The organism is Actinosynnema sp. NPDC037264 (assembly GCF_055603705.1).
In genome coordinates, this window is the sequence record NZ_JBVJVK010000045.1 from 35,735 (window position 1) to 51,147 (window position 15,413).

The window sequence follows — 15,413 nt, forward strand, 5'->3', positions numbered from 1 at the left end:
TCCCCCGGCTGGATAGCGTCGAAACGTCGGGGGGCGACGTCCAATCGGTTCACCGCACTTCCACCCCGCCTCCCGCAGGCGCGTTCCACAGCGCGCTCAACCAGATTCGGGAGGTATCTGCGTTGAATCCGAGATCACGAAGGCGCGGCGTCGCTTGGGGTGCCGCGCTGCTGGCGGTCGGACTGGCCGCCGGCACCGCCACGGCTGTCGCGTCACCCGCACCACCACCATCAGCATCACCGAACGTCGCCGACGGCGAGCGGCACACCGTCACCCTGATCACCGGCGACCGGGTCGTCGTCGCGGGCCAAGCGCTCCTGTCGGTCACGCCGGGCCGCGACCGCGGCGGCATCACGTTCCACCGGTTCCTGCGTGACGGCCACCTGCACGTCATCCCGCGCGACGTCGCCCGGCCGCTCGCCGACGGCAAGCTGGACCTGCGGCTGTTCGACGTCACCGGGCTCGTGGACGCGGGCTACGACGACGCGCGCCGCGACACCGTGCCGCTGATCATCACCGGCGACCAGCCGCGCACCGGCGGCGTCCAGGTCACCCGCGCGCTGCCCACCATCGGTTCGGTGGCCGCGCGCACCGCGAAGTCCGAGGCCGCCACGGCCTTCCAGGGCCTGGTGAACGACCCGGGCGTGAAGAAGGTCTGGCTGGACGGCATCCGCAAGCCGAGCCTCGACCGCTCGGTGGCCCAGATCGGCGCGCCCACCGCGTGGCAGGCCGGATTCACCGGCAAGGGCGTGAAGGTCGCCGTGCTCGACAGCGGAGTCGACCAGACGCACCCCGACCTCGCCGGCCGCGAGGTCGTGGAGCGCAACTTCACCGAAGACCCCGACAACAGCGACCTGGTCGGCCACGGCACGCACGTCGCCGCCACGGTCGCCAGCGCCGGCGAGAAGTACCGGGGTGTCGCGCCGGACGCGCAGCTCCTCGACGGCAAGGTGTGCTCGTTGAACTGCGCCGAGTCCTGGATCGTCGACGGCATGCAGTGGGCCGCCGACCAGGGCGCCGACGTGATCAACATGAGCCTGGGCGGCACGGACACCCCGGACGTCGACCCGCTGGAGCAGGCCATCGAGACCCTGTCCGCGCAGACCGGCACGCTCTTCGTGGTCGCCGCGGGCAACTCCGGTCGCCCCGAGACGCTGAGCTCGCCGGCCAGCGCGGACGCGGCGCTCGCGGTCGGCGCGGTCGAGCGGGACGACGCCATCGCGGACTTCTCCAGCCGCGGCCCCCGCGTCGGCGACGGCGCACCGAGGCCGGACGTCACCGCGCCCGGCGTGGACATCGTCGCGGCCAAGTCCAGCACCGGCCAGATCGGCACACCCGTGGGCGACAAGCACATCGCCGTTTCCGGCACGTCCATGGCCACACCGCACGTCGCGGGCGCGGCGGCGTTGATCGCGCAGCAGCACCCGGACTGGAACGGCGCGCAGCTCAAGGCCGCGCTCATGGCCTCCGCCAAGAACAACCCGGCGCTGACCGCGTTCGACCAGGGCACCGGCCGCGTCGACCTCACCAAGGCCATCACCACCACGGTGACCGCCGACCCGCCGTCGCTCGCGCTCGGCCTGCAGGAGTGGCCGCACGAGGACGACGTCGCGACCAGCAAGGAGTTCGCGGTCCGCAACACCGGCACGCAACCGGTCACGCTCGACCTCACGATCGACGCCAAGGGACCCGGCGGCACGCCCGCGCCGGCCGGTGTGCTCACCGTCAGCCCCACCACGGTCACCGTGCCTGCGGGTGGCGAGGCCAAGGCCACCGTCACCGCCGACACCAAGGCGGCGACCGCCGACGGCGCGTACGGCGGCACGGTCCTCGCCTCCGGCGGCGGCGTCGAGCTGCGCGTGCCGGTCGGCGTGAACCGCGAGGTCGAGAGCTACGACGTGGCGTTCGACTTCATCGACGCGGAGGGCAACCCCGCGGTCGACTACGTCGCGTTCGTCATCGGTCTCGACAACGACAAGTTCGTGGTGCCGAGCGGCACGGGCGGCAAGGCCACCGCCCGGCTGCCGGTGGGCGAGTACATGTTCGTGGGCGAGGTGCTGACCGACGGCACGAACAGCGCCGTGCTGCCGCAGCCGAGCCTGCGCGTCAGCCGCGACACCACAGCGGTCACCGTGGACGCGCGCAAGGCGAAACCGATCTCCATCACGTTCCCCGACCCGAAGGCGGAGCCCGACTTCGGCGACCTGCTGATCACCCGCAGCCGGGACGGCGAGCTGGTGACCGCCCTGGGCGCGGGGTTCGCGGGCGGCTTCCGCACGGTGTCGATCGGGCACCTCGGCCCCGAGCTGCCCGCCGCCGACGTGTCCGTGCTGGTGAGCACGCAAGCGGTGGGCACACCGGTCGGCACGACGCCGGTGACCTACCGGTTGTCGTGGGCCGAGCACGGCAAGGCGCCCACCGGCCTGGTCCGGGCGCCGGCCAAGCGGGACCTGGCCGAGGTGCGGTCGGAGTTCGCCGCCGGTCCGGCGGGCAAGGAGCACCGGTTCGCGGGCTTCCCCGTGCTGCCCGGCGGGTTGAGCGGTCTCGGCGTCGAGACGACGGTGACCGCTCCGGGCAGGTCCCTCGACTACGCCACCACGCCGTCGGGCGTCGGGTGGGTGTGGTCGCTCGCGCAGTTCGGGCAGGACGGGATCGAGGCGCAGCTCGACTCGCCGCTGCGCACCCACCAGCCGGGGCGCACGTACCACGAGCGGTTCAACCGGCCGGTGTTCGGGCCGGCCATGCCCAGGTCCCCGTTCCCGTACCTGGCCCGGGCGGGCGACGTGGTCGGCTTCTCGCTGCCGCTGTTCGGCGACCGGGACGGCAACGCCGGCCGGTCGGTGACGTCGTCGGCCCGGACCACGTTGCTGCGCAACGGGGTCGTGGTCGGTGAGACGGGCGAGGCCGCCGCCGGCCGGTTCCTCGTGCCGCCGGGTGCGGCCGACTTCCGCGTCGAGGCGGAAGCCGTGCGCGCGCCGGGCGTCTCGGAGTTCTCGACGGCGGTCAGCGGCGCGTGGACGTTCCGCTCGGACACCGTGCCGGGTGACCGGTTCGCGCCGCTGCCGTTGACCGTGGTCCGGTTCACCCCCGCGCTCGACGCGAACGGCGTCGCGCCCGCCGGCCGGGTGCTGCGGGTGCCGCTCGTGGTCGAGCAGCAGCCGGGCGCGGCCAACGGCCGGGTCGACCGGGTCTCCGTCGAGGTGTCGTTCGACGACGGCAAGTCGTGGACGTCGGCGCCGGTGGTCGGGCGCACCGCCCTGGTGCGCAACCCCGCCGCGGCCGGGCACGCCTCGCTGCGCGTGAAGGGCGCCGATCGCGACGGCAACACGTTCGAGCAGACCCTGATCCGGGCCTACAAGATCGGCTGAGCGAGATCGGGTGACGAGAGGGGGCATTCGCTCGATCGGATGCCCCCTCTCGCACACCATCGACGGTGAGTAATCACCGGCTACCCCGTTCGAGGGGTGAACTCCCCACGAAGAGACGCTGTCTTCACCCTGACGGGTGGATAGCGTCGAAGTCGTTGGGGGGCTTCGACTGTTCCGGTACTCCGCCGCACCGTGAGCCGGCGGCGCCTTCCGACGCGCGCGTTTCCGCAGCGCGACAACCAGATTCGGGAGGTATCTGCGTTGACGTCGAGATCACGAAGGCTCTGGGTCGGGTGGGCGGCCACCGCCCTCGCGGCCGGGCTCGCGGCAGGCACGGCAACGGGGGTTGCCGCCGCGACACCGGAGCGGCACGACCAGGTCGCCGGGCACCGCCTGGCGACCGTCACCCTCATCACGGGCGACCAAGTCCTGCTCAACGGACCCACGTCCGGCTCGTTGCGGGCCGGCCCCGGCCGTGAAGGGGTCGTCGTCCACACGTTCCACCGGGACGGCAACCTGCACGTGGTGCCGGCCGACGCGCTCGACGCGGTGGCCGAGGGCAAGCTGGACCTGCGCCTGTTCGACGTCACCGGGCTGGTCGAGGCCGGCTACGACGACGCGCGGCGCGACACCCTGCCGCTGATCATCACCGGCGACCAGCCGCGCACCGGCGGCGTCCACGTGACCCGCGCGCTGCCCACCGTCGGCGCGGTCGCCGCGACCACGGCGAAGGCCGAGGCCGGCACGACGTTCCAGGCCCTGGTGAACGACCCGGGCGTGAAGAAGGTCTGGCTCGACGGCCTGCGCCAACCCAGCCTCGACCGCTCCACCGCCCAGATCGGCGCGCCGACCGCGTGGCAGGCCGGGCACACCGGCAAGGGCGTCAAGGTCGCGGTCCTCGACGGCGGCGTCGACGGCGCGCACCCCGACCTGACGGGCAAGGAGGTCGCGGAGCAGAACTTCACCGAGGACCCCGACGCCACCGACGTCGACGGCCACGGCACGCACGTCGCCGCGACCATCGCCAGCTCCGGCGAGAAGTACCGGGGCGTCGCGCCGGACGCCCAGATCCTCGACGGCAAGGTGTGCGTCCTCCAGGGCTGCGCCGAGTCGTGGATCCTCGGCGGCATGCAGTGGGCCGTCGACCAGGGCGCCGACGTGGTCAACCTGAGCCTGGGCGGCAACGACTCACCGGAGCTCGACCCGCTGGAAGAGGCCGTGAACACGCTGTCCGCCCAGAGCGGCACGCTGTTCGTGATCGCCGCGGGCAACTCGGGCCGTCCCGGCACGGTCGGCTCGCCGGGCAGCGCGGACGCCGCGCTCACCGTGGGCGCGGTCGAGCGCGACGACAGCATCGCGTACTTCTCCAGCCGCGGTCCCCGCGTCGGCGACGGCGCGGTCAAGCCCGACATCACCGCACCGGGCGTGGACATCGTCGCGGCGAAGGCAGCCACCGGCAGCATCGGCACGCCCGTGGACGAGCACCACGTGGCGCTGTCCGGCACTTCCATGGCCACGCCGCACGTCGCGGGCGCGGCGGCGTTGATCGCCCAGCAGCACCCGGACTGGACGGGCGCGCAGATCAAGGCCGCGCTCATGGCGTCGGCCGAGCACAACCCGGCGCTGACCGCGTTCGACCAGGGCGCGGGCCGGGTCGACCTGGCCGAGGCCATCACCACCTCGGTGACGACGGACCCCGTCAGCCTGTCCATGGGCCTGCAGCAGTGGCCGCACACCGACGACACGCCGGTCACCAAGGAGCTGACCTACCGCAACGGCGGCGCCGCGCCGGTCACCTTCCCGGTGTCCGTCGAGGCCAAGGGCCCGGACGGCAAGCCCGCGCCCGCCGGCATGTTCACCGTCGCGCCGACCACCGTGACCGTGCCCGCCGGCGGTGAGGCCAAGGTGACCGTCACCGCGGACACCAGGGTCGGCGCGGTCGACGGCGCGTTCTCCGGCACGGTGGTCGCCGGTGACGTCCTGCGCACGCCGGTGGCCGTCGACCGCGAGGTGGAGAGCTACGAGGTCGAGGCGACGTTCCTCGACGCCGACGGCCAGGCGCCCACCCGCTACAGCGGCACGGTGATGGGCCTGGACAACGACACGTTCACGTTCCTGGACGGCACCGACAACACCGTGACCACCCGCCTGCCCAAGGGCGAGTACCTGGTGTCCGCCACGGTGGTCACCGGTGACGTGGAAGACGGCCGGTTCGCTGTGCTGCCGCAGCCCTCGCTGACGCTCACCGGGGACGTCTCCCTGACGTTCGACGCCCGCACCGCCAAGCCCATCAAGATCACGCCGCCCGACCAGGGCGCGGTGGCGTTCATCGGCGACATCAACCTCGAACGCACGATCGGTGACCGGCGGACCGGGTACGGCGTGGCGTTCCTCGACGGGTTCCCGGAGAACGCCACGATCGCCCACACCGGCCCGGCGCTGGCCGACGACCAGCTCGAAGTCACGATCGGCGCCCAGTACAAGGGCACGCCGGTCGACGGCGCGCAGGTCTCCTACCGGTTCTCGTGGATCGAGCACGGCCGGGTGCCCACCGGCTTCGTCCGGGCGCCGGCCAAGCGCGAACTGGCCGAGGTGCGGACGAGGTTCGGCCCCGGCCCCGCCGCCGACGAGTTCATCCACGGCGGCGGCGCCATCGGCCCCAACGGCTCCGGTGGCTGGTTCGTGCTGTTCCCGGTGAAGCCGGGCAGCGCGGCGGTCGACTACGTCAACACCGCCGGTCTCAAGTGGGTCTGGCAGTTCGCCCAGCTCCAGGGCGAGTTCGGGTTCGTCGCGGACTACCGGTCGCCGGACCGCGCCTACCGGCCCGGCGAGCGCGGCCGGGAGAGCTTCAACTTCCCGGTCTACGGTCCCGGCCTGCCCGCGTCCCGCTACGAGTACCTCTCCCGGATCGGCGACCACCTGCTCGTGCAGGTGCCGTTGCTCAACGACGGCGCGAACAACCTGGGCGGGTCCGCCTACGAGACCGCGCGAACCGCGCTCTACCGCGACGGGGCCGAGATCGGCGAGGTGCCGAGGCCGAGCGGGCAGTTCACCGTGCCCGGTGGCGCGGCGGACTACCGCGCGGAGGTCGACTTCGTCCGGGCGCCGGGCGTCTCCGAGCTGAGCTCGCGGGTCACCGGCACGTGGACGTTCCGCTCGGACACCGTGCCCGAGGGCGAGCTCCGCAAGCTGCCGATCTCGGTGGTGCGGTTCGCGCCCGAGCTCGACGCGAACGGCGGCACGCCCGCCGGACGCCTGCTGCGCATCCCGTTCACCGTGGAGCAGCAGCAGGGCGCCGACAACGGCCGCGTCCGCAAGGTCGAGGTCGAGGTGTCGTTCGACGACGGCAAGACGTGGTCCAAGGTGCCCGTCGTCGGTGGCGCGGCGCTCGTGCGCAACGCCGACCAGGCGGGCTTCGCGTCCTTGCGCGCCAAGGGCGCCGACAGCTCGGGCAACACGTTCGAGCACTCGGTGATCCGGGCCTACCGGCTCACCCGGTAACCGCGGACCGGAGCGGAGGGGCGTCCGGGGTCGGGCGTCCCTCCGCCCGTGTCACCACGTGTCCTTGCGGAAGATCGAGCCACCTTCGTCCGGGTCGTCGTCCACCGGCGGGCGGCGGGCAGGGGGCGGCGGCTGCTGCTGGAACGGCTGCGGCGGAGGCGGCGGCTGCGGGTAGTTCCGCACCGGCTGCTGGAACGTCTGGGGCGGCTGCTGGTACGGCCCACCAGGCCCACCCGGCCCTGGACTGCCAGGTCCTGGACCGCCGGGTCCGGGCATCCCGGGCGCACCCGCCACGACCGGCGGCGTCGGGCCGAGGCCCAGCTCGGACGGGTCGATCGAGCTGTCCTCCAACAGCGGCGCGGCCAGCGCCTGCACCTGCCGCGACGCCTCCGCCGACGCCTGGAACACCAGGTTGAGCAGGTTCGCCGCCAGCTCGCGGCCGTTGCGCAGGGCCCGGTCGTCGATGCGCAGGTCGACCAGCTGGCCGTTCGCGGTCACGGTCGCGGTCAGCAACCCGTCACCCGACTTCCTGGTCACCCGCAGCCCGGCCAGCTGTCCCTGCAGTTCGTCGGCCTGCTGCTGCTTCTGCTCGGCGAGTTCGGTGATCCGCGCCAGCTTCTGTTCGAGATCTTCTCGCATCGCGCCCTCGATCCGCTGTACTACTGTCTGCCGCAGGCTAGTGCACCGAACGGCGGCGCAATTCGCGATCCGGTGGAACCAGAGCGTGTTCGCGACCGTCCGAGGGATCGATATCGGGGAGGTGGCGCGATGACGGCGAAGTTCGACGTCAAGCTCGACGGCATCCTGGAGTTCGCGGGCACGTCGGTCCGCCGGGGCGACCGGTTCGACCAGGTCATGACCGCTCTGGAGGCCGCGAAGGTCGGCCGCGAGTCGTTCGGCAAGATGCCGTCCAGCGGTGACGTCTACGCCTCGTACGAAGAGCGCGTCACCTCGACCATGAACGATCTCAAGGAATGCGCCGAGGCCATGCGCGACATCGCCGAATCGGTGCGCGACACCGCCGAGGACTACCAGGGCGTCGACGGCGGAATCGGAGAGATCCTCACAGACATCGTCCAAGGCCTCGAAGGGCTGGCGATTTAAGAAGGTGGGCGGATGAGTCCCAGCACGACCGTCGAGGTCAACAACAAGATCGAGACTTTCCTGAACGGCTGCCCCGGCCCGATCCAGGGCATCATCCGGCCGCTGCTCAACCCGTTCCTGGAAGCCATCGACTGGGTCGCGGGCGATCCGGACGACCTGATCCGCGCGGCCGACGCGTGGGAGAAGGCCGCCACCGACATCCGCGCGATCGTGTCGGACGAGGCGAGCGCGCGGCAGGCCGTCAGCGGCGTGTGGCAGGGCCCGGCGGCGGACAAGTTCAACGGCAGGCTGACCGAGATCGAGGAGCAGATCGACCAGCTCGCCCAGAACGTGCAGGACACGTCCGGGATGCTGGTCGAGGCCGCCAAGGGCTGCGTCGACTCGGCGAACCTGATCATCGACCTCGTGATCGACCTGATCATGATGCTGGTGACCGACCTGCTGGTCAGCCTCGCGCTCTCGGTGGTCAGCTTCGGCGCCTCGCTGGCCGCCGGCGCCGCCGCGGCCGCCGCCAAGGCCGCGGCCACCCTCGGCAAGGTCTTCAAGATCGTGAAGAAGCTGGCCGACCTGCTGATGAAGCTCTCGAACATGCTGCGCAAGCTGGCCGAGGCCGCCAAGGCGTACAAGGCGGGCCTGAAGGCGATCAAGGCGCTGAAGAAGGCCGCGGGCACGTTCAGCAAGGAAGGCATCGCGCTCGGCGTGGCCAAGTCGATCTACACCGCGCCGGTGCGCATCCCGCTGGGCCAGGTGCTGGGCGAATCGGTGCCCGGCGGACCGGCGGGCGGACTGTTCAACATGGGCAAGGACGTCTACAACTACGCCACCGACGACGACTGATGCCACTGGTCGACGACCTCAAGGTGTGGGGGGACGACGCGCGGCGCGTGCTCGCCCCCGGTGAGGCCCTGCTCGCGATCACGTCCGTGGGCGTGGCCTACGGCGCGCGCGGCGGGGCCGAACCGGACTTCTGGACCACGCCGGCGGGTCGGGTCGCCGACCGGGTGAACCGGGCCGTGCCGGAGCCGAAGGGCTGGGTCGGCAAGGCGTTGGCCGGCGTCGGCGGGGTGGCGTTCGCGTCGCCGTCGCTCGACCTGCCGGCCGACTTCCCGGAGAGCTGGATCGGCGGGCGCACGTGCTACGGCCCGGCCGGGTCGTCGGCCAGGCAGCTCGAAGCGGTCGTCACCGGGCACAGCTTCTTCGCCGTGACGTCGCAGCGGGTCGTCGTCCTGGTCGCCGCCGACGACCGGATGAGCGTGGCCTGGGCGGCGCCGCGCGACGTCGTGGCGGCGGCCAGGCGCCGTCCCCGGCTCCTCGCGCGGGGACGGTTCGGCCTGGTGTTCCGGGACGGCTCGTGGATCGTGCTCGGCACGTTCGGCGCGCACGTCGGCAGCGCCCACGCCAAGCGCGTCGTCGCCGCCCTTACGGCAGGTTCGTGACCAGCTCGGCGGCCGGCACGCGGGTGCCGGTGTAGAACGGCACCTCCTCGCGCACGTGGAGACGAGCCTCCGTGCCGCGCAGGTGCCGCATGAGGTCGACGATGCGGTGCAGCTCGTCGGCCTCGAACGCCAGCATCCACTCGTAGTCGCCCAGCGCGAACGACGCGACCGTGTTCGCCCGCACGTCCGGGTAGTCGCGCGCCTCCTTGCCGTGGTCGGCGAGCATGCGGCGGCGGTCCTCGTCCGGCAGCAGGTACCACTCGTAGGACCGCACGAACGGGTACACGCACACGTACTTGCGCGCTTCCTCGCCCGCCAGGAAGGCCGGGATGTGGCTGCGGTTGAACTCGGCGGGCCGGTGCAGCGCGACCTGGCTCCACACCGGGGTGGACACCCGGCCGACGGCGGTGCGGCGGAACCCCGTGTAGGCCTGCTGGACCTGCTCGATCTCCTCGGCGTGCCACCAGATCATGTAGTCGGCGTCCGCGCGCAGGCCCGCCACGTCGTACACACCGCGCACCACGACGCCCTTGGACTCCAGGCCGTCCAGGTACTCCTGCGCCTCGGAGGCCGCCGGACCGCGGTCGTCGGGCAGGCGACCGGGCTCGACCCGGAAGACCGACCACATGGTGTAGCGGATGGTGTCGTTGAGTTCGTTGTAGTTCAGGCGGGCCATGGCCCAATCCTCTCACTCACCCGGCGCGGGGCAGCACGTGAGCGGCGACACGCGCGGCGGCGGCGTCCCCGGTCGCGATGCACGCGGGGATGCCGACACCGTGCAGCGTGGCGCCCGCCACGGCCAGGCCGGGCACCGCGTCGACCGCGTCCTCGATGCCTTGGACGACGTCGAGGTGGCCGACGCCGTACTGGGGCAGGCCGCCGCCCCAGCGGGTGACCACGGCGTCGATCGGCTGAACGGTGACGCCGGTGAGCTGCCGCAGGTCGTGCCGGACGGCCGCGATCAGCTCGTCGTCGTCGCGCTGCAACAGGTGCGCCTCGCCGTGCCGGCCGACGCTGCCGCGCACCAGCACCGGCTCGCCGGCCAGGTGCGCCCACTTGCGGCTGGAGAAGGTGAACGCCTTCGCGGTGAACGGCACGCCGTCGGCGGCCCGCTCGTCCTCCGCCAGCAGCACGCCGGACCGCTCGGGCAGCTCGGTGCCGGGCGGCAGGGCCAGCGCCACCACCGCCATCGACGCCAGCTCGACCTCGGCGTAGCGGCGGGCCGCGGCGGGCGCGACGTCGGCGAGCAGCTTGCGCGCGGCGGGCGCCGGCACGGCGAGCACCACGCCGTCCACGTCCAGGTGCCGCGGCGCGGCGGCGGAGCCGATCTCCAGCCGCCACCCGTGCTCCCGGCGGATCAGGGCGCGCACCGGCAGGCCGAACCTGATCTCGGCCGCGGACGCCTCGGCCAGGCGGTCGACCAACGTCGACAGGCCGTCGCGCAGCGTGCCGAAGACCGGCGGTCGGGTGACACTCGGCTGGGGTGGCGCGGGAATCGTGGTCGCGGCGGCGGCCAGCAGCGAACCGATGCCCGAGTCGAGCGCGCGGGCGAGCTGCGGCATCGTCGCGCGCAGCCCGAGCACGTCGGTGCGACCGGCGTAGACACCGCCGAGCAACGGCCCGACCAGGCGGTCTCCCACCTCGGGGCCGAACCGCTCGCGCAGCAGCGCGCCCACGGACACGTCCGCGCCGTCCAGCCGGATCGGCGGCAGGTCGGGTTCGGCGGCGACCCGGCGCAGGCCCTCGTGCGACAACACCTGGCGCACGGCGTCGACCGACGCGGGGACACCCATCAGGGTGTGCGCGGGGATGGGTCGGGTGTCGCCGGCGGCGTGGATGCTCGCGGCGACCTTCGCCGGGTGCACCAGCTGGTCGGCCAGGCCCAGTTCGGCGACCAGCCCGGTGGCCTCGGGGCGGCGGTTCAGGAACGCCTCCGCGCCCACGTCGTAGGCGCGCCCGCCGACCTCGGCGGTGCGCAGCTTGCCGCCGAGCCGGTCGGACTGCTCCAGCACGGTGATCCCGGCCCGAGGACCGAGCAGGTGGCGCAGCCGGTGCGCGGCGGCGAGGCCGGAGATCCCGCCCCCGACCACCGCCACTCGCAGCGCTCTCATGCGGCTCGGTGCACCAGCTCGACGGCCCGGGTGATCACGTCCGGGTCGGTGTCGGGCAGCACGCCGTGGCCGAGGTTGAAGATGTGCCCGGCGGCGGCCCGGCCCTCGTGCTTGATCCGCTCGATCTCGCGTTCCAGCGCGGGCAGGCCCGCGAACAGCAGCGCGGGGTCGAGGTTGCCCTGGACCACCGGCTTCGGCAGGTCCGGCGCGGCCCGCACCAGCCGCTCGACCGCCACGTCCAGCGGCGTGCGCCAGTCGACGCCGACCACGTCCGCGCCCGCCTCGCGCATCGCCGGCAGCAGCTCGCCCGTGCCGACGCCGAAGTGGATGCGCGGCACGCCGCTCACGCTCTGGAGCACCCTCGCCGAGTGCGGCAGGACGAACTCGCGGTAGTCGCGCTCGGACAGCGCCCCCGCCCACGAGTCGAACAGCTGGACCGCCTTCACGCCCGCGCGCACCTGCACCCGCAGGAACTCGGCGGTGATGCCCGCCAGCCGGTCCAGCAACGCGTGCCACAGGTGCGGGTCGCCGTGCATGAGCGCCTTGGTGCGCTCGTGGTTCTTGCTCGGGCCGCCTTCGACCAGGTACGAGGCCAGCGTGAACGGCGCGCCGGCGAAGCCGATCAGCGGCACGTTCCCGAGCCGGGCGTTGAGCAGCCCGATCGCGTCGGCCACCGGGCGCACCTGCTCCTCGTGCAGCTGCGGGATGGCCTTGACGTCGGACTCGGTCGAGATCGGCTTGGCCACCACCGGCCCGGTGCCCGGCACGATGTCCAGGTCGACGCCCGCGGCCTTGAGCGGCACGACGATGTCGGAGAACAGGATCGCGCCGTCCACGTCGTGGCGGCGCACCGGCTGGAGGGTGATCTCGCAGACCATCTCCGGGTCCATGCAGGCGTCCAGCATGGCGGTGCCTTCGCGCAGCTTGCGGTACTCCGGCAGGGAGCGACCCGCCTGGCGCATGAACCAGACCGGGGTGCGTGACGGCCTGCCGCCGCGCGCGGCGACGAGCAACGGGGCTTCGGTGATGTCGTTCATCTCGCCCTCCATGCTCCCACGGGCCGGGTGGTGGGCGTCTTGGGGCGGCGTCTCCAGGCACGGCGTGCCGCGCTCACGTTCCGAGGTTTAGGGGCCTACAGTCCGTGGTGTGACGGAGCCCGAACTGTTCCAGCGGGCGGTGGCGACGCTCCGGTCGGTGCGAACCCGACCCGAGCTGGAGTTGACCGAGGTGCGCCCGCCGCAACGGCTTGCGCCTTGGGCCTTCGCGTTGACCGCGGAGGTGACCGGGCCCGCCGACGAGCTGTCCTCCGGACGGCTCGTGCTGCTGCACGACCCGGACGGGGTCGAGGCGTGGTCGGGCGTGTTCCGGCTGGTCGCCTACGTGCGGGTGGAGCTGGACCCGGAACTGGCCGCCGACCCGCTGCTGCCCGAGGTCGGGTGGTCGTGGCTGGTGGAGGCGCTGGAGGTGGCCGGGGCGGAGTTCCTGGCGCTGGGCGGGACCGTCACGCAGACCTCGTCGGCCCGGTTCGGCGACATCGCGGGCCCCGCCCGCACCGACGACCTGGAACTGCGCGCCTCCTGGACCGCCCGCACCGCCGACCTGGTGGCCCACGGCACCGCGTTCTACGACGTCATGGCCACCGCCGTGGGCCTGCCCCCGGTGGGCGTGAGCACCCTTCGCTGACCCGCGCTTCCGCCCCTACCGGGCCTGCCCCCGGTCGGCGTGCCGACCTCGCGCCGATGCCGGCAGCGAGGCGGGTCAGTCGTTGGCGCGGAGGACCCGCAGGGCGTTGAGACCGGCGAGCTTGGCGCAGTCGTCCTCGCTCCACCCGCGATCCAGCAGGGCGCCGATCAGGTCCGGGTAGCAGGAGACGTCCTCCATGCCCTCCGGCAGGCTGCGCGTCCCGTCGTAGTCGCCGCCCAGGCCGATGTGGTCGATACCGGCCACCTCACGGGCGTGATCCAGGTGGGCGAGGACGTCGTCCACGGTCACGCGCGGTGTCGGGCCGGCGGCCGGCCAGGTGTCCGCGAACCGGTTGCGGGCGTCGAGGTCGTTGTGGTTCTCCCCCGCCGCCTCCATCGCGTCCTTCAGCCGGCCGTCCCAGTCGACGTAGGCCTGCGACAGGAACTGCGGCACGAACGTCACCATGCACACACCGTCGTTGTCCCGCAGCCGCGCGAGCACGTCGTCCGGCACGTTGCGGGGGTGGTCGGCGACGGCGCGGCACGACGAGTGGCTGAACAGCACCGGCCGCGTCGAGACCTCCAGGGCGTCGCGCATGGTGGACGGCGCCACGTGCGACAGGTCGACCATCATCCCGATGCGGTTCATCTCGCGCACCACGTCGCGCCCGAAGTCGGTCAGCCCGCCGTGCACGGGCTGGTCCGTGGCCGAATCCGCCCACGGCGTGTTCTCGTTGTGAGTGAGCGTCATGTACCGGACGCCGAGCCGCCGCAACGCGCGCAGCACGCCGAGCGAGCCGTTGACGCTGTGTCCGCCCTCCGCGCCGATCAGGGAGGCTATCCGCCCGTCCCGGAAGGCCCGTTCAGCCTCGTCGGCGGTGGTCGCGATGCGCAGGTGGTCGGGGTAGCGCGCGGCGAGGTCGTGCACCAGCTCGACCTGCTCCACCACGGCGGTGACGGCTGCGTCGCCCGCCAGTTGGCAGGGCACCCAGACGGACCAGAACTGCATGCCCAACCGGCCGTCGCGCGCCCGGACCAGATCGGTCTGCAGGGCGGGCTGCCGGACCGCCAGGTCGACTATCGAGACGGCCGAGGCCGGATCGCCGGCTGTTGACTTTTCACCGAATTCACCCTCGGCGACCAAGGCGCGCAGGGCCCACGGCAGGTCGTTGTGCCCGTCGACGAGGGGCACCCGGGCCAGCAGTTCCTCGGCCCGGCCTCGACCTGTGGTGCTCGCCACCCGCAACTCCTTGATGTCGTCGTGAGAACCGCTCGCGTTACGTGCCCGATCGAGTTGTCAGCCGATCGTGTGACAGCGGGGGCCATCAGTGACAACTCATTCGGGATAGATACCCGATTGATCGTCCCGTAGACCCGCTTGGGCGGCTACGCTGCCCCAGACGACACCACTTTCGGTCGATCAGTGGCGCGGCTGATTGGACGAAAGTCCCGGTGCCGGTCGGGGGGCACGACCGACTCCAGGGAGGTAGTGACGTGGCTGCCGTCGGCTTAGGTCAGGCCGTTCGTACCACGCCAGCCGGCACGTTGCCGGCGAACATGGTCCCGCACCCGCGGGAGGAGCTTTTTTCAGTGCTGGTGGTCGACGACCACCCACTGCTGAGGGAGGCGATATCGGCTCGGCTCACCCAGATGGGAGCCGGGACAGTGCATGAGGCGGCTTCGGTTGCGGAGGCTCGGGCGCGGGCACTCGCTACCGGACCGTGCGACCTCGCGATCCTCGATCTGGGTCTGCCGGATGGCACCGGCATCGACCTGGTCACGGAACTCCGTGCCCAGGGCTGGCCCCGCATCGTGGTCCTCGCGTCCTCCGACGACCCCTACGCGGTCAGGTCGGCCTTCCAGGCAGGCGCCCAGGCGTACCTGCTGAAGTCCGCCTCGCCGATGGTGGTCACCGACGGGGTGCGCAGGGTCCTCGACGGCGGCGTCTACGCAGACCCGAGCGTCGCGCCCGTGCTTGCCGCGGGCACGAGGGTGCCGGGCACCGACAACACGCCGCGGGAGCTCTCCGCGCGTGAGGTCGAGGTCCTCCAGCTGGTCGCCGATGGCCAGAGCAACAAGGAAATCGGCGAGGCGCTCAGCCTTTCCGCGCTCACGGTGAAGTCTCACCTGTCGCGGATCGGACGCAAGCTGGGCACCGGGGATCGGGCTCAGATGGTGGCGCTGGCCATGCGTGCCGGCGTGATCCGCTGA

Annotated in this window: 12 protein-coding genes; 7 read left to right on the forward strand and 5 right to left on the reverse strand. The window is 72.5% G+C overall.

Annotated elements, in window-relative coordinates:
* The first annotated feature begins 122 nt into the window (after positions 1-122).
* Positions 123-3,368: a S8 family serine peptidase gene (locus ACZ7GX_RS33730; protein WP_498782742.1), complete on the forward strand. Its 3,246-nt coding sequence runs from the start codon at positions 123-125 to the stop codon at positions 3,366-3,368.
* 261 nt (positions 3,369-3,629) lie between these two features.
* A complete protein-coding gene (locus ACZ7GX_RS33735) occupies positions 3,630-6,869 on the forward strand; it encodes a S8 family serine peptidase (protein ID WP_498782744.1) in 3,240 nt (1,079 codons plus the stop codon).
* A 51-nt stretch (positions 6,870-6,920) separates the two neighbouring features.
* On the opposite strand, the gene ACZ7GX_RS33740 is transcribed toward ACZ7GX_RS33735, so the two are convergent.
* Positions 6,921-7,508, reverse strand: a complete 588-nt coding sequence (locus ACZ7GX_RS33740; RefSeq protein WP_498782746.1) for a YbaB/EbfC family nucleoid-associated protein — start codon at positions 7,506-7,508, stop codon at positions 6,921-6,923.
* A 129-nt stretch (positions 7,509-7,637) separates the two neighbouring features.
* Between ACZ7GX_RS33740 and ACZ7GX_RS33745 the strand changes: the two genes are divergently transcribed.
* Genes ACZ7GX_RS33745 through ACZ7GX_RS33755 form a run of 3 tightly spaced genes read left to right on the forward strand, consistent with a single transcriptional unit; the run spans position 7,638 to position 9,409 of the window.
* Positions 7,638-7,973 (forward strand): hypothetical protein, encoded by a 336-nt coding sequence (locus ACZ7GX_RS33745; RefSeq protein WP_498782748.1) that lies wholly within the window; start codon positions 7,638-7,640, stop codon positions 7,971-7,973.
* A gap of 12 nt (positions 7,974-7,985) precedes the next feature.
* Positions 7,986-8,810, forward strand: coding sequence for a WXG100 family type VII secretion target (locus ACZ7GX_RS33750; RefSeq protein ID WP_498782750.1), 825 nt, complete (start codon positions 7,986-7,988; stop codon positions 8,808-8,810).
* Positions 8,810-9,409, forward strand: coding sequence for a hypothetical protein (locus ACZ7GX_RS33755; protein WP_498782752.1), 600 nt, complete (start codon positions 8,810-8,812; stop codon positions 9,407-9,409). The genes ACZ7GX_RS33750 and ACZ7GX_RS33755 overlap by 1 nt, the downstream gene beginning before the upstream one ends.
* Here the strand turns inward: ACZ7GX_RS33755 and hemQ are convergent.
* The 3 genes from hemQ to hemE are packed head-to-tail and all read right to left on the reverse strand — an operon-like array spanning position 9,393 to position 12,569.
* A complete protein-coding gene (gene hemQ, locus ACZ7GX_RS33760) occupies positions 9,393-10,085 on the reverse strand; it encodes a hydrogen peroxide-dependent heme synthase (protein ID WP_498782754.1) in 693 nt (230 codons plus the stop codon). The two genes, ACZ7GX_RS33755 and hemQ, sit on opposite strands and share 17 nt — an antisense overlap.
* Positions 10,086-10,101: 16 nt before the next feature.
* A complete protein-coding gene (gene hemG / locus ACZ7GX_RS33765) occupies positions 10,102-11,520 on the reverse strand; it encodes a protoporphyrinogen oxidase (RefSeq protein ID WP_498782756.1) in 1,419 nt (472 codons plus the stop codon).
* On the reverse strand, positions 11,517-12,569 hold the full coding sequence (gene hemE / locus ACZ7GX_RS33770; RefSeq protein WP_498782758.1) for a uroporphyrinogen decarboxylase: 1,053 nt from the start codon (positions 12,567-12,569) through the stop codon (positions 11,517-11,519). The genes hemG and hemE overlap by 4 nt, the downstream gene beginning before the upstream one ends.
* A gap of 97 nt (positions 12,570-12,666) precedes the next feature.
* Between hemE and ACZ7GX_RS33775 the strand changes: the two genes are divergently transcribed.
* The gene (locus ACZ7GX_RS33775; RefSeq protein ID WP_498782760.1) at positions 12,667-13,203 is read left to right on the forward strand and encodes a DUF3000 domain-containing protein; all 537 of its coding nucleotides are present in this window, start codon (positions 12,667-12,669) and stop codon (positions 13,201-13,203) included.
* Positions 13,204-13,278: 75 nt separating this feature from the next.
* Here ACZ7GX_RS33775 and ACZ7GX_RS33780 read toward each other — a convergent pair whose 3' ends face one another.
* Positions 13,279-14,442 carry a dipeptidase gene (locus tag ACZ7GX_RS33780; protein WP_498782762.1) on the reverse strand — a complete coding sequence of 388 codons (1,164 nt, stop codon included), beginning with the start codon at positions 14,440-14,442 and terminating at the stop codon, positions 13,279-13,281.
* Positions 14,443-14,696: 254 nt separating this feature from the next.
* Between ACZ7GX_RS33780 and ACZ7GX_RS33785 the strand changes: the two genes are divergently transcribed.
* Positions 14,697-15,413, forward strand: coding sequence for a response regulator (locus ACZ7GX_RS33785; protein WP_053718177.1), 717 nt, complete (start codon positions 14,697-14,699; stop codon positions 15,411-15,413).

Bases quoted from the DNA above. Each gene is read 5' to 3' on its own strand.
- ACZ7GX_RS33740 (WP_498782746.1), bottom strand. From the start codon at position 7,508: ATGCGAGAAGATCTCGAACAGAAGCTGGCGCGGATCACCGAACTCGCC.
- ACZ7GX_RS33745 (WP_498782748.1), top strand. From the start codon at position 7,638: ATGACGGCGAAGTTCGACGTCAAGCTCGACGGCATCCTGGAGTTCGCG.
- ACZ7GX_RS33750 (WP_498782750.1), top strand. From the start codon at position 7,986: ATGAGTCCCAGCACGACCGTCGAGGTCAACAACAAGATCGAGACTTTC.
- ACZ7GX_RS33755 (WP_498782752.1), top strand. From the start codon at position 8,810: ATGCCACTGGTCGACGACCTCAAGGTGTGGGGGGACGACGCGCGGCGC.
- hemQ (WP_498782754.1), bottom strand. From the start codon at position 10,085: ATGGCCCGCCTGAACTACAACGAACTCAACGACACCATCCGCTACACC.
- hemG (WP_498782756.1), bottom strand. From the start codon at position 11,520: ATGAGAGCGCTGCGAGTGGCGGTGGTCGGGGGCGGGATCTCCGGCCTC.
- hemE (WP_498782758.1), bottom strand. From the start codon at position 12,569: ATGGAGGGCGAGATGAACGACATCACCGAAGCCCCGTTGCTCGTCGCC.